Origin of the sequence: Rhodopseudomonas boonkerdii (genome assembly GCF_021184025.1) — a bacterium.
Taxonomy (GTDB): domain Bacteria; phylum Pseudomonadota; class Alphaproteobacteria; order Rhizobiales; family Xanthobacteraceae; genus Tardiphaga; species Tardiphaga boonkerdii.
In genome coordinates this window covers 1557890-1577983 of the sequence record NZ_CP036537.1, presented here as the reverse complement: position 1 = coordinate 1577983, position 20094 = coordinate 1557890, and the positions used below count along the sequence as shown (strand labels likewise).

Here is a 20094-nt window from a genome sequence, read left to right as displayed (position 1 = left end):
CGGCCTGCATGGTGCGAGATACCCGCTTTGCGGGCTCCTCACCATGAGGGTCTTCTATCGCACCATACTCTGCCCTCATCCTGAGGAGCGGCCGTCTTCGGCCGCGTCTCGAAGGATGGCGTAGCCATTCGCAAGGCACGGCCACAGGACGCTTCTCGCGATTCATATGCGGTAGCCCGGCCGTACGCGAAGAGGGGGAAGAGAGCGTACTACCTCGCCAGCAGCCACCCGAAGAAACCGAGCCCCAGCAGCACCGCGACGGCCACCGCCCATACGCTCACACGGATGTCGCTCACCGTCTGCTTCTTGCTTTCGTTCTCATTGATGACGGCTTCCCGGTCCTTGATCTCTTTGTCCGTCTCATTCATCGTCCAGTCCCCGTCACTTCACAAAACACATGCCGATGCGCGACGCCGCATCGTCGCCCACCGGCTGACACGATAGCCCCTCGGCACAGGTCCATGATGCGAAGCTGGCATCGAGCCTCCCCTTCGCATCGCGGCGATAGCAGGTCGCGCCCCAGCCATCATTGACCGAATTTCCCGCGAGTTCGCTGCTGCCGCGCATCTGCGGCCGATCGGAGAAGCCCCGTGAAAAGTCCGGCGTCTTCCCATCGCGCATCGATATGACGATGGCGCGACGGCGCGGCTGATCGCCGACGAAATGCGGCGATGCGGGCACCGCGCCCTGCACCGCCTGCGCAGCCAGCGAATCCACGCCGGTGAAATGAAAACCGCCAATGCCGCGGATCTGGTGACAGCCGCCGCAGGTGATGTCGCTGAGGCGGCGCGCAAACCCAGCCGGCGAGCGGATATTCTCCAGCGCGCCGCCTTTCGCGGCCTGCGCCAGCGCCGCGACGACATCGCTCTCGGTAAACACGCCCTTCCCTTTCCCATCCACCATCAGGCCGAAAGCCGGCTGCAGTGCCGAGGGCGCAAAGCCGACCGGGGTCGCGGCAAGCGATGTCGTCGCGAGAAATTTTTCGGGGAACAGCACCGTGCCACGATCGAACGCACGAAGATTGGCGGGAGCGAGCAGCCAGTCGCGAAATTCGCGGCCGAGCGCTGCATCCGCGAGCAGCCGTTCGCGGTCGATCTGGTTTTCCATCGGGACTTCGCGGAACATCTGCGTGGATGCCTCGCGGCGAAACACCTTCTGCAGATAGTCGGTACGGAACTCCGCCACTTCGGATTTCGGCCGATGCGCTATCTGCAGATTGGTCTCGATGCGATCGATCTGCGCGGCATCGATCTTCGCCAGCGGGCCGTCACTCGCCATCAGCCGATCGGCCAGCGCAGCACCCGTTTCCATGAAACCCGATGCGGCCAGCCAGCGTGCGGCAAGATCGGCGCAGGTCACGCGCTCATCCGGCAGCTTCGCATGCAGCACCAGATTGAGCGTCATCGGGAGGCGCGGCGGCACATTGCCGGCGTCGGTCCGCGTCAGCCGGTAGATCAGCCGGATTTCACCGCAGGTTTCCGGTGCGACATAAGCGCGGTCCATACGATTGACGATACCGGCCAATACGAAACGAACCTCAGGCGAGGTGAGCAGTGCCCGGTCGAACAGCAGCACGTCGTGGCCGGCGCCGATGCCAATGCTTTCACCCGGTGCGCGGTTGCGGTGATCGGCGAGATAACGTGTGAAGGCGTCGTCCAGCGCCCCCCGCACCGGCACCATTCCGGGCAAAGCGAACAATGCATCGTTGGCGATCGGCGCGGCCATCTGCGGCGCCAGCATCTGCGCGAGACCGAAACGCGACGTTTCCAGCGCGTGCAAGGCCGTCGCATCGGTGACGGCCAGTTGCCCCTCCGCCCGCGCGGCCAGGGGCGCGAGGCACAGCAGCAGGGCAAACAGGCGAGAACGACGTCGCACGGCACCATCCCGACAGGTCAGGAGGCGAGGCTAGCGCAAAACAAAGGCCGCTGCACGGGCAGCGGCCTTTGTGGAAATCAATGGGGCACAGATCAGCGCGCGACGATCAATCCGCGGCTGGTGACCACCGTCCAGCGGCCGTCCTGCTTGCGCACCGCGTCGATGCGACCGAGACCGGGAACGGGATCGCCAGGATAGACCTCGAACACGCCCTGCCGGCCCTGGATCGTGGCACCGCCGGCGGCGACATCGAGGATGCGCCAGCCTTCCACTGTCGGCAAACGCGCGACTTCGGGTTTCGGCGCCGGTGTCGGCGCGGTGTTGATCGAGCCCGTCACTTCCTTGGCCGGAGCGGAGGCAACGGGGGCCGGGGCGGGAGCTGCCGCCGGAGCAGCCGGTGGCGGCGCGCGCAGCTTCTCGACGGCTTCGGTGAGCTTGGCGATTTTCGCATTCGGCTCGGCCTGCGCCTTCTCCAGTCTGTCGAGGCGGTCGTTGAACTTGGCACGCGCGGCAACGGTGGCCTTGCCCGCCTTGTCGGCCTCGGCTTTCAGCGCCGCGACCTCGCTTTCGAGACGGTTGATGTGGTCCTCAAGCGCGCTGGTGGCCGACTTGCCGTCATCCACGGCAAGCAGCTTGCCGAGACCGGAGGTTGCCATCGAGCCGCCGACTGCGCCGACGGTGATGCCGATCGCGATCATCGCAGCGATCGCCAGCATGCGCGCGGTACCGGTCTTCTGCTCCTGCTCGCTGCGCGGCTCCGCATTGACCATGTCTTCCCACGAACGCTCGCGCTTGTGATCGTCGCGCTGCGCGCTGTCGAGCGTCGGTCCCATCAGTGTGATCCGGCCGGGTGCCCCGAGTTTCGGCGCTTCTTTCTTCTCGCCGTCTGCACCTTGCCCAGGCGCCAGCCTCGGCGACTCCACATGCTTGTCGCCGGCGTGATCGCCGTTGAGGTCGGAGGTGAAATCGGCGCTGTGCTCGCTCACGGTAAAAGTCTCCAGAATCGTTCAACCTTTTGGTAACTTTCATTGCTTGCCAAATTCTTACCCGCGCGCCCGCTTACGAAAATTTCACCTCTCGTCCGGGCCGGTTCCGACGCTTGACCCTGCCGCAAGCCCGCCGCACAAGGGACGCAGCGAAACCACAGGAAATGCCATGAAACTCTACGATTCCATCGGTCCGAACCCGCGCGTGGTGCGCATCTTTCTGGCCGAAAAGGGCATCAGCCTACCCGTGCAGACCGTCGATCTTGCTGCAGGCGAGAACCGCGAGGCTGCGCATCTGGCGCGCAATCCGCACGGACAGATGCCGACGCTCGAGCTGGATGACGGCAGTTTCCTGTCGGAAACGGTGGCGATTTGCGAATATTTCGAAGAAATGCAGCCGCAGCCGGCGCTGATCGGCACCACGCCGGTCGACCGCGCGGAGGCGCGGATGTGGCGGCAGCGTATCGATCTCAATATCTGTCAGCACATCGCCAATGGCTATCGTTTCGCCGAAGGCCTCAAGCGGTTCGAGACACGCATCGTCTGCGTGCCCGAAGGCGCACCAGGGCTAAAGAAGATCGCGATGGATCGGCTCAAATGGCTCGACGGCCAGATGGGCGACAAGCCGTTCATCGCCGGCCATCGCTTCACCATGGCGGATATCGTGCTCTATTGCTGGCTCGATTTCGCCGACAAGGTCGGCCAGCCTTGGGACCGCGGGCTCACGAAGATCGCGGCGTGGTTCGAGCGGGTGGGAGCACGGGAGTCCGCGAAGGCGTGAAGCCCTGACCTTTCAGCCGTCATTGCGAGCGCAGCGAAGCAATCCAGCATTCCTTCTCTCGGCCTTCTGGATTGCTTCGTCGCTACGCTCCTCGCAATGATAGGGAGTTACAGCACCACCGGCGCGTCGGGTAGCTCGTTCGCGTTGGTGTCGTCTCCGGGAAAATGCCGCTGGAGATGCGACGTCACCGCCGCGATCCCTGCGATGACGCCCTGCTCGAAGCGGCCGGCACGGAAATGGGTTTCCATCATCTGGCAGATCGCTTCCCATCCCGCGGTGCCGACATGCCTGTCGATACCGCGATCGACGACGATCTCGACGTCGCGATCGGCCAGTAGCAGGTAGATCAGCACACCATTGTTATGCTCGGTGTCCCATACCCGCAGCTGCGCGAACACATCGATGGCGCGCTCGCGTGCCGACTGATCGCGGAACAGCGGCGCGCCGTCGAGCGCGGCTTCGACGACGAAACGAATCTGGCCGGCATGCGTGGCCTCGCTCGCCTTGATGGCCTGTTCGATGGCCGCCAGCGACTTTGGCGGAAATGCCTTGCGCACACGGGCGCGGCGGACGACCAGATGTTTGCCGATGCGTTTGAGGCTCATCACCAACTCCCAGAGGCCCCGCCGCCGCCGAAACTGCCACCACCGCCGCTGAAGCCGCCGCCCGATGAGCTTCCTGACGACCACGATCCGCCGCTGCCGCCAATATACCCGCCGCCGCGACGCCCACCGCCGCCCCCGGTCATGAAGGCCTCGCTGATCAGCGTGAAGATGAACGCGATGATACCTAGAATGCCGCCAACCAGGAGGCTGCCTGCAATGAACCAGACCACCGCCGCGACGAGGCCTCCAGTCGCCGCCGAACCGAACAATCGGCCGAAGATGCTGCGCAGAATGCCGCCGGCGATCACCACACCGAACAGCAGGAACGGCGCGTATTCCATGACGAGATCGATGAGGTCCGTATTGCCTTTCCACTCGACGGGCGCTGGCAGCGGCTCGCCGTCGATCACCTTGATCATGCGATCGACGCCGGCGGAAATTCCGCCGGCGAAATCGCCCGACTTGAAGCGCGGCGCGATGGTCTCGTCGATGATGCGCTTGGTGGTGACATCCGTGAGCGCACCTTCGAGGCCATAGCCGACCTCGATACGCAGCTTGCGATCGTTCTTGGCGACCAGCAGGATGGCCCCGTCGTCCACCTTCTTGCGGCCGATCTGCCAGGCTTCGGCCACGCGGATAGAGAACTGCTCAATGCTTTCGGGATCGGTGGTCGGCACGATCAGCACGGCGATCTGACTGCCCTTGCGGGTTTCGAAATCGGCGAGCGTATCGTTCAGCGTCGCCTGCTCGGCCGCCGTGAGCGTGCCGGTCTGATCGACCACCCGGCCGCTCAGGACCGGAACGGCCACCTCCGCAAACACGCTGACACTGCAGCAGAACAGCAGCAGCGCCAGCAGGCCGGCTTTGACGAGCCTCATCGCGGCGCTTTACTTGGCAGGCGCCGGCGTCGGGTTGAAATCGACCTTCGGCGCCGTGGAAATCTCACTTTCATTGGCGACGGAGAAGTTGGCCTTTTCCTTGAAGCCGAACAGCATGGCGGTGAGGTTGTTCGGAAAGGTACGCACGCCGACATTAAACTCCTGCACCGCCTTGATATAGCGGTTGCGCGCCACGGTGATGCGATTCTCGGTGCCTTCGAGCTGTGACATCAAATCCTTGAACAGCGCATCCGACTTCAGCTGCGGATAGTTTTCGGTGACCACGAGGAGGCGCGACAGCGCGCTCGAGAGCTCGCCCTGCGCAGCCTGGAATTTCTGCAGTGCTCCGGGATCGTTGACCACATCAGGAGTCGCCTGCACCGAGCCCACCTTGGCGCGGGCATTGGTGACGCCGAGCAGCACGTCCTTCTCCTGCTGAGCAAAGCCTTTCACGGAGTTGACGAGGTTCGGCACCAGATCGGCGCGGCGCTGATACTGATTCACCACCTCCGACCAGGCCGATTTCACCTGTTCGTCATTGGTCTGGATCGCGTTGTAGCCGCAACCGGACAGGCCGAGGGTCGCCAGCGCTGCCAGCACGGTCAAGAACTTGCGCATCTTTGTCTCCTGTGACGAGCCGAAGCTTCGACCGGTTTCTAGCATGGGGTCATCGCGGCGGCAGCTGCAAGTTTGCGCAGCCATGTTGCAGTGCGCACATCGGATTGTATTTGCGCGCACCCAAATCGTTGCTAGCCTGACGAACATCATCGGCCCGCAGAGGCCGAGACAAAACGGGAGGATGCGATGACGGACGTGCTCAACACGTTTCCGACGGTGGGCCTGCAAACCTTGCGCGCACTGGCGCGCTATCCGGATCGTATCGCTTTCAGCTGGCCCGGCGGCTCCCTCACCTATCGCGGCGCGACCGAGACGATCGGGCGGGTGCAGCAGGTATTCATGACCCTCGGTGCACAGCCTGGCACCAAGGTCGCGCTTCTCACTGCCAATCGCGCGGAGACCTGGTGTACCGGCGTTGCCGCGCAGCTGTCGCGCTTCGCTATCACGTGGCTGCATCCGCTGGGATCGCTGCAGGATCAGATCGACCAGATCGAGGACTCCGAAGCCGCGATCCTGGTGATCGATGCCGACAATTTCGGCCAACGCGGTAGCGAACTGGCGGCGAAGGCGCAGGGGTTACGCCATGTGTTCACGCTTGGCCGCGCGGATTACGGCGTCGACCTGCTGCAGGTGATCGAGAAGAACGGCACCGCGACTGCGCGCGATTTCGCAGAGGTCGATGACGTCGCGGTGCTGAACTACACTGGCGGTACCACCGGAAAATCGAAAGGCGCGCTGCGCCGGCATCGCGAGATTGCGGGCTTTGCCAATGCAATTCTCTCGGATTTCGAAATTCCCGATACGCCCAGCTATCTCACCGTGGCACCCATCAGCCATGTGGCCGGGACCAAGGTGCTGCCAACGCTGATACGCGGCGGTACCGTGCATATGCTGAAGGGCTTCGATCCAGAGGCGGTACTGAAAACCATCGCACGCGAGCGCATCAATTTTACACTGTTCGTCCCCACCATGATCTATGTCCTGCTCGATCATCCGGCGATGGGCAAGACCGATCTCTCCAGCCTCGATCTCGTGCTCTACGGCGCCTCACCGATGTCGCCGAGCCGGTTGGTGGAGGGCATCGAACGGATCGGACCGGTGTTCTCGCAGCTTTACGGACAGACCGAATGTTACCCGGTCTCGGTGCTGCGCAAGTCCGACCATGACGTGAAGCAGCCGGACCTGTTCCTGTCCTGTGGCTTCCCGGTCGCCATGTGCGACGTGCGGATTCTCGACGATGAGGATCAGGAGGTCGCGCCGGGCGAAGCCGGCGAGATCTGCGTGCGCGCACCGCATGTGATGCTGGAATACTGGAAGCGACCGGAGCAGACAGCGGAAACCTTGAAGAACGGCTGGCTGCATACCGGCGATATCGCACGCATGGATGAGCGCGGCTACATGTTCATTCTCGACCGCAAGAAGGATATGATCGTCTCCGGCGGTTTCAATATTTTTCCACGCGAGATCGAGGACGTGCTCACCGCACATGACGACGTCGCCATGTGCGCCGTGATCGGCATTCCCGACGACAAATGGGGCGAAGCGGTCACGGCTGTCGTGGTGACGCGCAATGGCGCAGAGCCAAATGCGGACGCGTTGATCAATCTCGTGAAGGCTCAAAAAGGCTCGGCTCATGCGCCGAAGCACGTGAAGTTCGTGACGGAACTGCCGATGACCGGCGTCGGTAAGATCGACAAAAAGGCGCTGCGCGCGAGCTTCTGGATCGGGCGGGAACGAATGGTGGGGTGAGGAAAGCGGCTTCGCTTACTCCGCCCTCTTGGTGAGGAGGCCTAGCGGCGCAATTGCGCCGCTGAGAGCGCCCGTCTCGAACCATGAATAGCTGGGCTCGAGTGTACGGCCATCCTTCGAGACACGGCCAGAAGCCGCTCCTCAGAGCCTGACTGGAAATGTGGTCCGTAGTTTGGCCCTGTTGGTCGCCCAGGCGGAACGCAACAAGCTCTGTCCCTCATGGTGAGGAGGCGCGTAGCGCCGTCTCGAACCATGAGATAGCTTGGTTCGGCGCTCTTCGGCCATCCTTCGAGACGCCGCTACGCGGCTCCTCAGGATGAGGGGCGGAGAAGCGAGATACTGAGCTGAACGGGCATTATTCCGAACCAAAGCAGCCGAAAACCACCTCGACCGCTTTATGAGTCAGACTCTCAGGATGGGGATGGAGTTTTATGTCCGCTCGCATGTCCTCCGGCTTCGGAGCATGGAACTACGTTTTAACTTTTCAAGCGCAAGCCGATGCTCTACCGGAAATCGTCGCCTTTCACTTGGGGTCAACATGTCCTGGTTCCAGCTTCCGCTTCGCGAGCAACTGCTCATCGGCGCCGCGATGGCGCTGACTTTTGCCGTTTTCTATGTCGCCGGCCTGCAGGTCGGCGGCCACTGGTAGGTTCCCCTAGCCTGGATTGAGTTACCGGCAACAAGCGCCGGGAAATCGATCCGGGCTGCTTTTGGCCAAGCAACTTGCATGATGATAGTAACTTGCCTATCCTTGTTGCCATGCAACGCAAGAGCTTCGACAAGATGGAGTGCCCAGTCGCCCGCAGCCTTGAGCGCGTCGGCGAGTGGTGGAGCATTCTGATTATGCGCGACGCCATCTACGGGATGACGCGTTTCGACCAGTTTCAGAAAAACCTGAACATTGCGCCGAACATGCTGACCCGGCGCCTCGCGGTGCTGGTCGAGGCTGGGTTGTTGGAGAAACGGCTCTATTCCGAAAAGCCGCCGCGCTACGAATACATCGTCACCCCGCGCGGCCGCGATTTCCGCGCCGTATTGTGGTCGCTGCAAAGCTGGGGCAACCGGCATTTCGCGCCAGAGGGCGAGAGCGTCATTCTCATCGACAAGGAAACCGGACAGCGCGCCGATCCAATCCTGGTCGATCGATTGACCGGCAAGCCGATCACCGAAGCCACCCACGCCAATGCCCCCGGTCCTGCTGCCAGTGCGCGTGTGCAGCGTCGTCTCACCAAACCGCGCCCGCAGAAGGACGGAATACAATGAAAATCGAAACACCCCAGGCGATCGCCGCTGCCAACCCTACGCCGGTGCCGGAGATGAACCCGCGCACGCGCATGCTGCTGCAGGCACCGATCGTCCCCACACTGGTCAAGCTCGCCTGGCCCAATCTTCTGGTGATGCTGGCGCAGGCCTCGACCGGCCTGATCGAAACCTGGTGGGTGTCGCATCTCGGCAGCGATGCGCTGACCGGTATGGCCGTGGTTTTTCCAGGTTTCATGATGATGCAGATGCTCTCGGCCGGTGCCATGGGCGGCGGCATCTCCTCCGCCATCGCCCGTGCGCTCGGGGCGCGGCGTACCGACGACGCCGAAGCGCTGGTGCTGCATGCCACCGTCATCAACATCCTGCTTGGCCTCATTGGCTCGGCGATCTTCCTGATTTTCGGCCGCGCCATCTACACTGCCATGGGCGTCGGCGGCGGCGCGCTGGATGCAGCCCTGCAATATTCCAATGTGGTGTTTGGCGGCAGCATTCTCGTCTGGCTGATGAACGGATTTGCCAGCATCATCCGCGGCACCGGCAACATGCTGGTGCCCTCGCTATCGATCTGTATCGGCGTCGCCATCCTGATTCCGCTATCGCCGCTGCTGATCTTCGGCTGGGGGCCGGTGCCCGCGCTCGGCATCGCTGGCGGAGGCTGGGCGGTGGTGATCTCGACCTTCACCGTCGCTGCGGTGCTCGGCGGCTACATTCTGTCGGGGCGCTGCATCGTCCACTTCAAATGGGCCCGGCTGCGCTGGGATCTCTCGGCCGACATCCTGCGCGTCGGCGCCATCGCCGCGGTGATCTCGCTGCAGACGAGCTTTACCGTGCTGCTCACCACCGCATTGGTCGGCGGCTTTGCCGGCGGCGATGCCGTGGCCGGCTTCGGCACCGGCGTGCGCCTCGAATATCTGATGGTGCCGCTGGCATTCGGCTTCGGCGGACCGCTGGTGGCGCTGGTCGGTACCAATATCGGCGCCGGACAGCAGGACCGGGCGTTACGCGCGGCGCTGATCGGCGGCGCCATGGTGTTCGCCATCACCGAAAGCATCGGCCTTGCCGCTGCGATCTGGCCGGCAGCGTGGCTCGGCCTGTTCGGCTCGGACCCGCAGATGATCGAGACGGGCAGCACCTATCTGCGCATCGTCGGTCCCGCCTACGGATTCTTCGGCCTCGGCCTGTCGCTGTATTTTGCCTCGCAGGGTGCCGGCAAAATGCTCTATCCGCTGCTGGCCGGGGTGTTGCGTCTGCTGATCTCGATCGGAGGCGGCTGGCTGGTGCTGCAAATGACGGGATCTCTGACCTGGCTGTTCGCCTGCCTCGCGCTGGCGCTGGTGATCTACGGCACCATTATCGTCACCGCCGTCGCCGCCGGCACCTGGTTCAAGAAAACGAGCTGAGCGGTGGGAAAGGTAGAGCGCAGGCGCGCCAGCGCCGCAGCGAAACCCATCGGGCGCACCTCGCGCGGCCCGTTGGCTCTACCCATCCTACCTCTCGAGGCGGCGAGGCACGCATACGGCACATGCAACCGGACACCTGCAGGCCAGCGGCGAACTGGCCTAGATAGCCGGGATCGGCCACTCTGGCCGCATCCGGGAATCCCCACAAAATGGCAGATGGCATCGCGGCACAGGCCCCTCAGCCGACCGAAAAGCTGACGCCTCAGCAGCAGCGCTGGGCGCGCGTCGCGATTTTCACGGCGCTGGCCATGGCCTCCCTCGACACCGCGATCGCCAATGTCGCATTGCCGACCATCGCGGCGGAGTTGAAGGCGACGCCGGCCGATGTGATCTGGGTGGTCAATGTCTACCAGATCGCCATGGTCGCGACGCTGCTGCCGTTCGGCGCGCTGGGCGAGATCATCGGCCATCAACGCATCTATCTGTTCGGACTGATCCTGTTTACAGCGGCCTCGGTCGCCTGCGCGCTGGCCTGGTCGCTCGAAACCCTGCTGATCGCACGGGTGCTGCAAGGGCTCGGGGCCGCCGGCGCCATGAGCGTCAACGCCGCGCTGGTACGCACCGTCTATCCCCCGCACCAATTCGGCCGCGGCCTCGGGCACAATGCCCTCATCGTCGCGACGTCGTTCACCTTTGGGCCGACCATCGCCTCCGCTATTCTCTCCGTGGCAAGCTGGGAATGGCTGTTCGCCATCAATCTGCCCTTCGGCCTCGCAGCGCTCGCCATCAGCCTCAAGACCCTTCCGAAGACGCCGCGCGCCACGCACCGGTTCGACTATCTCGGCGCGCTGCTGGCCGTGGCTTGCCTCGGTCTCCTAATCACCGGCATCGACAGCGCCGCCCATCACGTCTCCGCACCGGTCGTCATTGCCGAACTGATCGCTGGACTGTTGTTCGGCTGGGTGCTCTTGCGAAAGCAGGCCGGGCACCCCGCGCCGATGCTGCCCATCGATCTGTTCCGCCGGCCGCTGTTCGCTCTGTCGGCTGCGACGGCAGTATGCTCTTTCTCGGTCCAGGGCCTCGCCTTCGTGTCGCTGCCCTTCTACTTCGAGGAAATTCTGCATCGTTCGGCGGTCGAGACCGGCTTCTTCCTGACCCCCTGGCCGCTCGTCGTGGGCATCATGGCACCCATCGCTGGCCGGCTATCAGACCGATACCCCGCCGGTCTGCTTGGCGGCATCGGGTTGGCGATGCTCGGTATCGGCATGGTGCTGCTGGCAACACTGCCGCCGGAGCCAAGCATCGCCAATATTGTCTGGCGGATGGCGATCTGCGGCGCGGGCTTCGGTTTCTTCCAGGCGCCGAACATGAAGGCCATCATGTCCAGCGCCCCCGCCGGCCGCAGCGGCGGCGCCAGCGGGATCGTCGCCACGGCCCGGCTGACGGGCCAGAGCACCGGCGCGGCCCTCGCCGCCTTCTGCTTCGGCCTGTTCGGCCATGCCGGCGCCACCTGGGCATTGGCGGTCGGGGCAGGCTTTGCGGCCGTGGGCTGCATCATGAGCTTCCTGCGGCTCGTCGTGCAGCAGCCTGCCGACGCATAAAAAAGTACTCGCGACAAATCGCGCGCTTCACATTTCTCTTTTGCAATGCCGCATTAAGTGATGTGATATACTGCAATGCAAAGGCAGTTGATTTGTCCCGCAAGTAATAAAACTGAGTTCCAAAACCGTTAGGTAGTCTTCCACCCGAACGCGTCGAACCGGTTTCCATTCACCTGCGGCGTCTGGGGCAAGAGGGCGCGCTTGAGGGTTCTTTTCGTCACGCCTGAGATCGACGACTATGTCCGCGTCGGCGGCCTCGCCGCCGTGTCGGCCGCCCTTCCCCGTGCATTGCGCAACTGGACCGACGTCCGCGTCATCCTCCCCGGCTATCGGGACGTCGTCTCCCAATGCGGGCCCATCGAGATCGTCGGTCACTGTCCGGCGCTGGCAGAGATGCCGGCCTGCTCGCTCGGCCTTGCCGCAACCAGAGACGGCATGCCTGTCTATGTTCTGCTCTGCCCACAGCTCTATGACCGCCCCGGTAACCCCTATGGCGACGAGAGCGCGCGCGACTGGCCGGACAACGACATCCGCTTCGCCCGTTTCGCCTCGGCCGCCGCGCTGCTCGCCAGCGGCCATCTCGATCCGAACTGGGCGGCCGATCTCGTCCATGCCAATGACTGGCCGGGGGCATTGGTGCCGGCCTATCTGGCTTGGAGCCAGGTCCAAATCCCGACCATCCTGACCATCCACAATCTGGCCTATCAAGGCCTGTTTCCGAAAACCGCGCTGCGCCGGATCGGCGCGCCGGAGAACTCGTTCCATATCGACGGGATCGAATTCTACGACAAGCTTTCCTTCCTTAAGGGCGGCCTGAACTATTCGACGCATCTCACCACGGTGAGCGAGACCTATGCGCGCGAGATCACCACGGAGGAATTCGGCTGCGGCCTGGAGGGCCTGTTGAAGAAACGCTCCAACGCGTCGCAGCTCACCGGCATTCTCAACGGCATCGACGAGACATGGGACCCACGGTTCTGCTCGGAGCTGATGCGCCCGTTTGGCGCCGGCGATTGGGAAGCCAAACGCGCCAATGCCGACGGTGTCCGCCAGCAATTCGGGCTCGCGCTCTCGCGCGGGCCCATTTTTGGTTTGGTCGCTCGCCTCGTTCACCAGAAGGGCGTCGATCTCGTGCTCGCAGCGGCGGATGCCATCGTATCGGCCGGCGGACAGATCGTTGTCACCGGCCGCGGCGAGCCAGCCATCGAGAATGCGTTGATGGAGGCACATCGTCGCCGCCCCGACGCTATCGGCGTCGCCATCGGCTTCAACGACCGCGAAGCGCGCCGCATTTTCGCCGGCAGCGATTTCACCCTGATGCCGTCGCGCTTCGAGCCCTGCGGACTCAGCCAGATGTACGCCCAGCGCTTCGGCTCGCTGCCAATCGGGCATCAGACCGGCGGCCTCGCCGAGACCATCATCGATGGCGAGACCGGCTTCCTGTTCAACAAGCCCTCCACCGAGTCGTTTCTCGGCGGTATCCTGCGTGCCTTTGCGACCTTCGGTTCGCAGGATCGGCTGAACTCCATGCGCCGCAGCGCCATGGCAAGATCTTTCTCGTGGAACATTTCGGCGGCGAGCTACAGCTCGCTCTATCGGAAGATGTCGCTTGCCGCCTGACCCTGACTGCCTTTGCTTTCGAGTGACCTGCGCATCAGTTCTTCCTGTTCGCGCAGCTCGGGCGTGAATGCCTCGCCGAAATCCTCCGGCGCGAAGACCTGGCGGATTTCGATTTCGGCGCCATCGTCGAAGGGCGCCCGCTTCATCCAGGCAATAGCGTCGTCCCTCGTTTCCGTCTCGATCAGCCAGAAGCCTGCAATGAGATCGCGCGAAAGCGGAAACGGTCCATTGGTAACCGCGGGTTTATCGCCATTGTAGCGAATGCGGGTGCCCTTGGCAGTCGGGTGCAGCCCCTCACCGGCCTGCATCACACCGGCTCTGATCATCTCCTCGTTGAACTTTCCCATCGCTGTCAACAGCTCCGTCGACGGCATCACGCCGGCTTCGGTATCCTGGTTCGCATGCACAATCACCATGAAACGCATCGGTCTTTCTCCGTCGTGATATTCGATTGCAATGATGACGAAGCAGCTGCCGCCGGCCCGACATGACCGGCGAAATTATTTCCGGACCCGAGGCGCGCTTAGGGCGCGGACAGGCTGCTGCCGCCCCCGATCTGCGTCCATGGAGCGACTAGACGCTTTGGTCAAATTGACTTACTGGCAATCGGATAACGAACACCCGGTGATGCCATGGCTAATGTTGACCCCGTCCGCCGCGCCGAAATCGGCCGGGAGAAACGGGCGAGGACGCGGGCCCAGCTGATTGCTGCCGCCCACGCGCTGTTCGCCCGTCAGGCGGTGGAATCCGTCACCGTGGACGATGTGGTGAAGGAGGCCGGCGTCGCGAAAGGAACGTTCTATGTCCATTTCGCCGATCTGCGGTCGCTGACGGCAGTGGTTGCGGAGGAGCTGCTCGCGTCGGTCGATGATGCGCTCCAACCAGGGCGACTCGCGCGCAGCGACCCAGCGTCGCGTATCGCCTTCAGTTGCGGCTACCTGATCGACAAGGCAATCGCCAATCCGGCATGGGCCGCCGCCCTCGCACGGATGATCACCACATCAGCAAGCGGCAGCGTCATCGCGCGCCAGCGGTATGTCTTCGAAGATCTCAGCGCATTGTCGAAGAGCCTCGGCGGCGGCGTGTCACCAGCACTCAGCCTGGAAATTATCGTCGGCATCATGGTTCAGCTGGCCGTGGCCTATGGCGAGGGACGGCTGTCCCGACACGACCGCGAACCGACGGTCGCCGCGATCCTGCGCGCGCTCGGCGCCGATGCACGCCAGGTGAAATCCGCGCTCGCATCCCTGCCGTCGCCGCAGGAAAGTGCGCAGCCCGCCCTGCCGGATCGTACGGCGAAGCCCAAACGCCCGGCAGCGCGCGACCCGAAGAAAACCGGCTGAAGATACCGCCCGAGTTCAGCGCTCCTCAAGATTGATCGCCGCAATTTACCGCTCTGGACGAGTTCCGGCGGGGCGATCATGCGGCTGCATTTTCATATTGACTTTTTAGTCATTATGACTTTAATGGTCAGAGTAGATGAGGCCTAGATGCATAGGGGCCTCCGCCTGCCGTGGCACGGGCATCGACAACATGCCGCGAGCCATGGCTTGGCGATCCTTCGGCACGCGCAGTCAACCCGGAACGCGTAGCGGCCGGAAACCACACACTGATCACACGTAACGATCTCGCCTGGAGACACAGAATGACATTGAGTCAGCGTATCGCCGTCGCCGCCTTGGTTTTCACCTCCGCCGCATCTGCCCAGCCGGCTTGGTCGCAGGGCACGCCGCAGCAGCGGCGCGCATGCACGCCCGACGTATTCAGGCTTTGCCAGTCATCGATCCCGGATGTGGACCGCATTACGGCCTGCCTGATTTCGCATCAGCGGGACCTTAGCGAGCCCTGCGCGAATGTAATGGCATTCCGAACGTCCCGTTCGGCCAGCACGGGAGCTTTTGCTGGATCGGCAGAGTATCCCCGCTAAAAGCTTGGCCCGAAACCCGGGTCTGGTTGCTTCACGGGCTCTGGCGAAGGTGACATCGCCGATGAAATCGGACTCCCCATCCTTCCCAGCGAATACCGGGCATCCATGTCTTGACCATCGCGAAGGCATGGACAGAGCCGCATCGCTTATCCGGATGCCTCCTGCGGGAACATGTGGAAGTATGGACCGGCCTGCGCGATGACGCGCGCAATCGACGGCCGCGCGAGCAGCCGTTCAAGATAGGCCGCCACGCGTTTGTGCGTCTCGACAAACGGCAGCACCTTGTTGCCGTAGAACAGCGCCGGCAGCGCGGCGCAATCGGCCAGCGTGAAGGCGCTACCCATCGCCCATTCATGGTAGGCCATATCGTGCTCGATCATATCCCAGGCCGTACGCAGCTTCGCCCTCGCCTGTTCGACGCCGAACGGATCGACCTGATCCCGCGGACGCAGCCTGTCGCCGACGATCTTCTGCACATGATCATGCACATGCAGATCGTAGAAGCGATCACGCAGCCGAACCTGCAGACCGAGATCGCCGTCGGGAATAAAACGTATGCTACCCGGATAGTACCGATCGAGATACGCGATGACGATGGAAGACTCCGGCACGACCTCGCTGCGCGCATCGTCCTGCAGCACCGGGAACTTGCCGATGGGCCACAGTTTCAACAACGCCGCGCGCTCAGCCTCGTCGCCGAGATTGACCACATGCGGCGTGAACGGCGTATCATTCTCGTACAGAGCGATCAGCGTCTTCCAGCAATAGGATGACAGCGGGTGGTAGTGAAGCGTGAGCGACATGGTTCCTCCTGCATGGTGTTGCTGGAAGACGAACGGACACGAACCGTTCCGACAGGCCTCGCTGCCAATTATTCTCAATCAAACATAGAGCGATACTAATCTGGCAGCCTGTGGAAATGGCCTCCACGCGTTCCCATCGTCTCACGCGCTTGTTACCGAACCCGCGGAAGATCAATCGGGGGTGCAAGCAAATATGTTCAATTTCAGTACATCGCAGCGAGTCGTCGGAGCGTCCTTTGCCGTGCTGACGGCCTTCGCTATCGAAGCTCCTGCACAGGCGCAGAACCAGCTTCCTCCCGTCGTCGTCGAACAGGCGAAGCCTCGGGCCACACCTGCCCGTCCGCAGCGCACGCAAGCATCGCGCTCCACGACAAGCCGTCGCGCATCCGCACGCAACGCGACCAGAGCGCCCGCGGCCGTGGCGTCAGCCGCAGCCTTCGAAAGTGGCACAGGCCCGGTTCAAGGCTATCTCGCCAGCCAGAGCGGCACCGGCATGAAGACCGACACGCCGCTGCGCGAGACCGCCCAATCGATCTCGGTGGTGACCGCCGATCGCATGACCGATCAGGGCGCCACCAATGTTCAGGAAGCCATACGCTATGTGCCCGGCGTGCTCGCCGACCCCTATGGCATGGACTCGCGCGGCGACTATCCGCGCGTCCGCGGTCAGGATCCCAACATCTTCCTCGACGGCACCCGTGCGGTGAACACCTTCAAGTTCGGCGAATGGCGGCAGGACCCCTATATGCTGGAGCGCGTCGAGGTATTTCGCGGCCCTTCGGTGTTGTATGGCGACACGTCGGTAGCCGGCCTGATCAACCTGATCTCGAAGCGACCGCGGGCGGACGGCTTCAATGAGATCGGCGTGCAGTTCGATAATTTCGGACGCAAGCAGGTTCAGATGGATACGACCGGGACGCTGACCAAGGACGGCGAATGGCTCTATCGGTTCGTCGGCGTGTTCCGGGACGGTCACCTGCAGACCGATTTCACGCCGGACGACCGCATCCTGCTCGCCCCGTCGCTGACCTGGCGGCCGACCACCAACACCAACTGGACCCTTCAGGGCTTTTACCAGAAAGATAAGTCGAGCACCGGGACCGGTTTCATGCCGCATGAAGGCATGCTCTATCCCGGTCCGAACGGTCTTATTCCCATCACACGCTTCACCGGCTATCCCGGCTACGACGTGTACCAGGCCGAAACCGCCGGCATCGGCAGCATCTTCGAGCATTCGTTCAACGACGCTGTGAAGTTCACGCAGAATCTGCGCTACACTCATATCGAGAGCATCTATCGCACCGGCTATTCGGACAGTTTCTCGAATCCCGACAACCCCTATCTCGATCCTGAGCGCCGGACGGTTGCGCGGTTCCTGGACAATCAGCAGATAACGCGCGACCAGATCGCCATCGACAACAATCTGCAGTTCAAATTCCTCACCGGTGCGGTCAGCCACAAGGTGCTGGTGGGTGCGGACTATCGCGAGGTCAATGAACGCAGCCGCATCGGGAGCGCCTTCGATCCGACGCCGTTCGATCTCTATGCGCCTGTTTACACGACGACGATCGCCCCCGAGCTGTTCGACAATCCCCATCTGCGCCAGAATCAACTCGGCCTCTATGCACAGGACCAGCTTCGCGCCGGCCCATGGCTCGCAACCCTCGGCATCCGGCAGGATTTCGTCGGCAGCCGCCTCGCCGGGAGCCCCAGCGAGGACACGCGGGCAACCACCGGCCGCGCCAGCCTGATGTATGAGACGCCGTTTGGCTTCAATCCCTACGTGACCTATGCGACGTCCTTCAATCCCGTGTTCGGCGCCAATGTCTGCGCCGACATCTGCAAGGCGCAGCGCGGCGAAATTTACGAGGTCGGCTTCAAATACAATCCGTTCCCGGGGACTGCGATCAACGGCGCCATCTTCGATACAGTCGAGAAGAACCGCCTCGCGTCCGACCCGACCAATCCGCTGATCTCGGTCCAGACCGGCCAGGTCCGCATTCGCGGCGTCGAGCTGGAAGTCATCACCAAAGTGACGCCTGATCTCAACCTGATCGGCTCCTATACCTATCTCGACGCCAAGGTGGAGAGCGGCGACAATGCCGGCAAGCACATCGAGATCGTGCCGGAACAGCAGGCGTCGCTGTGGGGCACCTACCGGCTGTCGGCCCTCGGCCTGCGTGAGGTCACTATCGGCAGCGGCGTGCGCTATGTCGGCGCGTCCTGGGACGGCACCGATACGCTGCAGACGCCGGATTACACGCTGTTCGATGCCATGATCAAATACGAGACCGGTCCGTGGCGGCTGCAGATCAACGCAAGCAACCTCGCCGACAAGCGCCACATGACCGCCTGCCTCGCCCGCGGCGACTGCTTCCCGGGCGTAGGACGGACGGTCCTAGGCTCGGCGACCTATCGGTTCTGAGATCCAGCATGACGTTGCGGCCGGGCTTGTCCCGGCCGTTCGCGTTCTCTAAACAGCCCTGCAACGATCAAGGATGACAGGGCAGGACATGACCAAAGCTGACGCCAACATTCGTAAAGTCGTACTCGTCACCGGCGCCGCGCGCGGCATCGGGCTCGCGGTGGCGAAACGGTTTCTCGGCGAGGGTTATCGCGTGGCTCTGCTCGATATCGAGCGCGACTTGCTGGATACCAGCGCCAAGGCACTGAACGATCCCGACAACACGCTGGCACTGCATACCGACGTCTCCGACGCCGCCGCGGTGACGCGGGCTTTCGCCGCCGTGCAGGCCCGCTTCGGCCGGCTCGATGCGCTGGTCAACAATGCCGGCATCGCGAATTTCAAGCCGCTGCTCGAAACAACGCTGGAGGAATGGGAGCGCATCATGGCCGTGAACCTCACCGGCCCGTTCCTTTGCACCAAGGCGGCCGCACCGCTGATGCGCGAACATGGCGGCGGCGCCATCGTGAACATTGCTTCCATCTCGGCGCTGCGCGCGTCCACGCTGCGCGTCGCTTACGGCACCAGCAAGGCTGGCATCATTCATTTCACCAAACAGTCCGCCGTCGAGCTCGCGTTGCTCGGCATTCGCGTCAATGCGGTGGCGCCTGGTCCGGTGGAAACCGCCATGGCCAAGGCGGTGCATACACCGGCGATCCGCGCCGATTATCATGATGCGATTCCGCTGAATCGCTACGGCGGCGAGGACGAACTGGCGGACGCCATTTTCTATCTGTGCAGCGACCGCGCCAGCTACATCACCGGCCAGATGCTCGCGGTAGATGGCGGCTTCGACGCCACCGGCATCGGTCTTCCGACGCTGCGGCGCGAGGGGATTAATGGCTAGAGTCTGACCTATCAAAAGAGCTTTGTCCCGGACGCAGTGCATCACGAAGTGGCACACTGCTGAGCCGGGACCGCATCAAACGCCAGAGTTCGTCACGGTCCCGATTCTGCGCAGCAGCGTTGCGCGCTGCAGCGCGCCCGGGACACAATGCGATATTCATCAGTACCTAAAGCTGCCTCAGCGCACAGATGAACGCACCGAGCGCGGCGGTCGAAGTCACTGTGCGGACGTGATTCCAGCCGGTCCAGACCGAAAGGTAACGCGACCAGATGGCGGCAGCTTCGCCGCTATCGGCGGCGGAGGCTGCCAGCGCATCGTTCATCGGCACGTTGAAGACGATGGTAACGAGAAATGTGCCGGCCACGTAAAGCAGCGCGCCCGCGACCAGCCAGCCGGATGCCGGCCCGGCCCAATTCAGCATCGCGATGATCGCGAGGACGACACAAACAAGCGCCGTCCCCATGAATGCCGTGAGAAACAGCGGGCTCAAGATCGTGGTATTGATCGACTGCATCGCGGCGATACCGGCTGGCGCCGGCAATTTGCCGAGCGCGCTCATGATCGTCACCGAGAAGACGAAGAACAGTCCGGCCATGAGCCCCGATCCGATCGCTGCGGCAAAGGCCAGACCGAACGTCATTCGCTTCATCCCTCTTCCCCGGGTGATGCAACCTAGC

Annotated in this window: 19 protein-coding genes; 9 read left to right on the top strand and 10 right to left on the bottom strand. The window is 63.0% G+C overall.

All coding sequences use genetic code 11. The annotated features are described in order from the left end of the window. Window positions 1-209: 209 nt before the first annotated feature. The 3 genes from E0H22_RS07390 to E0H22_RS07380 form a co-directional block, all read right to left on the bottom strand. Window positions 210-368, bottom strand: coding sequence for a hypothetical protein (locus E0H22_RS07390; protein WP_233025002.1), 159 nt, complete (start codon window positions 366-368; stop codon window positions 210-212). Window positions 369-381: 13 nt separating this feature from the next. Further along, entirely contained in the window at window positions 382-1875 is a 1494-nt protein-coding gene (locus E0H22_RS07385) for a hypothetical protein (protein ID WP_233025001.1), read from the bottom strand. Between the two features lie 92 nt (window positions 1876-1967). Beyond that, the gene (locus E0H22_RS07380; RefSeq protein WP_233025000.1) at window positions 1968-2861 is read right to left on the bottom strand and encodes a hypothetical protein; all 894 of its coding nucleotides are present in this window, start codon (window positions 2859-2861) and stop codon (window positions 1968-1970) included. A 169-nt stretch (window positions 2862-3030) separates the two neighbouring features. Between E0H22_RS07380 and E0H22_RS07375 the strand changes: the two genes are divergently transcribed. Beyond that, on the top strand, window positions 3031-3642 hold the full coding sequence (locus tag E0H22_RS07375; RefSeq protein ID WP_233024999.1) for a glutathione S-transferase family protein: 612 nt from the start codon (window positions 3031-3033) through the stop codon (window positions 3640-3642). A gap of 107 nt (window positions 3643-3749) precedes the next feature. Here E0H22_RS07375 and E0H22_RS07370 read toward each other — a convergent pair whose 3' ends face one another. Genes E0H22_RS07370 through E0H22_RS07360 form a run of 3 tightly spaced genes read right to left on the bottom strand, consistent with a single transcriptional unit; the run spans window position 3750 to window position 5743 of the window. Continuing rightward, entirely contained in the window at window positions 3750-4247 is a 498-nt protein-coding gene (locus tag E0H22_RS07370; RefSeq protein ID WP_233024998.1) for a TPM domain-containing protein, read from the bottom strand. Beyond that, a complete protein-coding gene (locus E0H22_RS07365) occupies window positions 4247-5125 on the bottom strand; it encodes a TPM domain-containing protein (protein ID WP_233024997.1) in 879 nt (292 codons plus the stop codon). The genes E0H22_RS07370 and E0H22_RS07365 overlap by 1 nt, the downstream gene beginning before the upstream one ends. Before the next feature lie 9 nt (window positions 5126-5134). Then, on the bottom strand, window positions 5135-5743 hold the full coding sequence (locus tag E0H22_RS07360; RefSeq protein ID WP_233024996.1) for a LemA family protein: 609 nt from the start codon (window positions 5741-5743) through the stop codon (window positions 5135-5137). A 186-nt stretch (window positions 5744-5929) separates the two neighbouring features. Between E0H22_RS07360 and E0H22_RS07355 the strand changes: the two genes are divergently transcribed. From E0H22_RS07355 to glgA, 5 genes are all read left to right on the top strand, one after another. Next, window positions 5930-7492 carry an AMP-binding protein gene (locus tag E0H22_RS07355; protein WP_233024995.1) on the top strand — a complete coding sequence of 521 codons (1563 nt, stop codon included), beginning with the start codon at window positions 5930-5932 and terminating at the stop codon, window positions 7490-7492. A 759-nt stretch (window positions 7493-8251) separates the two neighbouring features. Then, window positions 8252-8755 carry a helix-turn-helix transcriptional regulator gene (locus tag E0H22_RS07350; RefSeq protein WP_233026182.1) on the top strand — a complete coding sequence of 168 codons (504 nt, stop codon included), beginning with the start codon at window positions 8252-8254 and terminating at the stop codon, window positions 8753-8755. After that, a complete protein-coding gene (locus E0H22_RS07345) occupies window positions 8752-10155 on the top strand; it encodes an MATE family efflux transporter (protein WP_233024994.1) in 1404 nt (467 codons plus the stop codon). Before E0H22_RS07350 ends, E0H22_RS07345 begins: the two co-directional genes overlap by 4 nt. A 209-nt stretch (window positions 10156-10364) precedes the next feature. Beyond that, a complete protein-coding gene (locus E0H22_RS07340; protein ID WP_233024993.1) occupies window positions 10365-11756 on the top strand; it encodes an MFS transporter in 1392 nt (463 codons plus the stop codon). A 201-nt stretch (window positions 11757-11957) separates the two neighbouring features. Beyond that, window positions 11958-13376: a glycogen synthase GlgA gene (gene glgA / locus E0H22_RS07335; protein WP_233024992.1), complete on the top strand. Its 1419-nt coding sequence runs from the start codon at window positions 11958-11960 to the stop codon at window positions 13374-13376. Here glgA and E0H22_RS07330 read toward each other — a convergent pair. Then, the gene (locus E0H22_RS07330; RefSeq protein WP_233024991.1) at window positions 13349-13801 is read right to left on the bottom strand and encodes a YciI family protein; all 453 of its coding nucleotides are present in this window, start codon (window positions 13799-13801) and stop codon (window positions 13349-13351) included. The genes glgA and E0H22_RS07330 overlap by 28 nt on opposite strands. 207 nt (window positions 13802-14008) lie before the next feature. On the opposite strand from E0H22_RS07330, the gene E0H22_RS07325 reads away from it, so the two are divergent. Continuing rightward, the gene (locus tag E0H22_RS07325; RefSeq protein WP_233024990.1) at window positions 14009-14719 is read left to right on the top strand and encodes a TetR/AcrR family transcriptional regulator; all 711 of its coding nucleotides are present in this window, start codon (window positions 14009-14011) and stop codon (window positions 14717-14719) included. Between the two features lie 313 nt (window positions 14720-15032). On the opposite strand, the gene E0H22_RS07320 is transcribed toward E0H22_RS07325, so the two are convergent. Continuing rightward, on the bottom strand, window positions 15033-15179 hold the full coding sequence (locus tag E0H22_RS07320) for a hypothetical protein (RefSeq protein ID WP_233024989.1): 147 nt from the start codon (window positions 15177-15179) through the stop codon (window positions 15033-15035). Between the two features lie 270 nt (window positions 15180-15449). Continuing rightward, complete coding sequence (locus E0H22_RS07315; protein WP_233024988.1) at window positions 15450-16106, bottom strand: glutathione S-transferase family protein; 657 nt, start codon at window positions 16104-16106, stop codon at window positions 15450-15452. A gap of 193 nt (window positions 16107-16299) precedes the next feature. Between E0H22_RS07315 and E0H22_RS07310 the strand changes: the two genes are divergently transcribed. Both E0H22_RS07310 and E0H22_RS07305 read left to right on the top strand, forming a co-directional pair. Next, the gene (locus E0H22_RS07310; RefSeq protein WP_233024987.1) at window positions 16300-18531 is read left to right on the top strand and encodes a TonB-dependent siderophore receptor; all 2232 of its coding nucleotides are present in this window, start codon (window positions 16300-16302) and stop codon (window positions 18529-18531) included. Between the two features lie 88 nt (window positions 18532-18619). Next, the gene (locus E0H22_RS07305; protein ID WP_233024986.1) at window positions 18620-19417 is read left to right on the top strand and encodes an SDR family NAD(P)-dependent oxidoreductase; all 798 of its coding nucleotides are present in this window, start codon (window positions 18620-18622) and stop codon (window positions 19415-19417) included. Window positions 19418-19583: 166 nt separating this feature from the next. Here E0H22_RS07305 and E0H22_RS07300 read toward each other — a convergent pair whose 3' ends face one another. After that, window positions 19584-20057, bottom strand: a complete 474-nt coding sequence (locus E0H22_RS07300) for an anthrone oxygenase family protein (protein ID WP_233024985.1) — start codon at window positions 20055-20057, stop codon at window positions 19584-19586. Window positions 20058-20094 lie beyond the last annotated feature (37 nt).

Bases quoted from the DNA above. Each gene is read 5' to 3' on its own strand.
- E0H22_RS07325 (WP_233024990.1), top strand. From the start codon at position 14,009: ATGGCTAATGTTGACCCCGTCCGCCGCGCCGAAATCGGCCGGGAGAAA.
- E0H22_RS07355 (WP_233024995.1), top strand. From the start codon at position 5,930: ATGACGGACGTGCTCAACACGTTTCCGACGGTGGGCCTGCAAACCTTG.
- E0H22_RS07375 (WP_233024999.1), top strand. From the start codon at position 3,031: ATGAAACTCTACGATTCCATCGGTCCGAACCCGCGCGTGGTGCGCATC.
- E0H22_RS07350 (WP_233026182.1), top strand. From the start codon at position 8,252: ATGCAACGCAAGAGCTTCGACAAGATGGAGTGCCCAGTCGCCCGCAGC.
- E0H22_RS07300 (WP_233024985.1), bottom strand. From the start codon at position 20,057: ATGACGTTCGGTCTGGCCTTTGCCGCAGCGATCGGATCGGGGCTCATG.
- E0H22_RS07370 (WP_233024998.1), bottom strand. From the start codon at position 4,247: ATGAGCCTCAAACGCATCGGCAAACATCTGGTCGTCCGCCGCGCCCGT.
- E0H22_RS07315 (WP_233024988.1), bottom strand. From the start codon at position 16,106: ATGTCGCTCACGCTTCACTACCACCCGCTGTCATCCTATTGCTGGAAG.
- E0H22_RS07305 (WP_233024986.1), top strand. From the start codon at position 18,620: ATGACCAAAGCTGACGCCAACATTCGTAAAGTCGTACTCGTCACCGGC.
- E0H22_RS07390 (WP_233025002.1), bottom strand. From the start codon at position 368: ATGAATGAGACGGACAAAGAGATCAAGGACCGGGAAGCCGTCATCAAT.
- E0H22_RS07345 (WP_233024994.1), top strand. From the start codon at position 8,752: ATGAAAATCGAAACACCCCAGGCGATCGCCGCTGCCAACCCTACGCCG.
- E0H22_RS07340 (WP_233024993.1), top strand. From the start codon at position 10,365: ATGGCAGATGGCATCGCGGCACAGGCCCCTCAGCCGACCGAAAAGCTG.
- E0H22_RS07320 (WP_233024989.1), bottom strand. From the start codon at position 15,179: ATGCGGTCCACATCCGGGATCGATGACTGGCAAAGCCTGAATACGTCG.
- E0H22_RS07360 (WP_233024996.1), bottom strand. From the start codon at position 5,743: ATGCGCAAGTTCTTGACCGTGCTGGCAGCGCTGGCGACCCTCGGCCTG.
- E0H22_RS07310 (WP_233024987.1), top strand. From the start codon at position 16,300: ATGTTCAATTTCAGTACATCGCAGCGAGTCGTCGGAGCGTCCTTTGCC.
- E0H22_RS07330 (WP_233024991.1), bottom strand. From the start codon at position 13,801: ATGCGTTTCATGGTGATTGTGCATGCGAACCAGGATACCGAAGCCGGC.
- E0H22_RS07365 (WP_233024997.1), bottom strand. From the start codon at position 5,125: ATGAGGCTCGTCAAAGCCGGCCTGCTGGCGCTGCTGCTGTTCTGCTGC.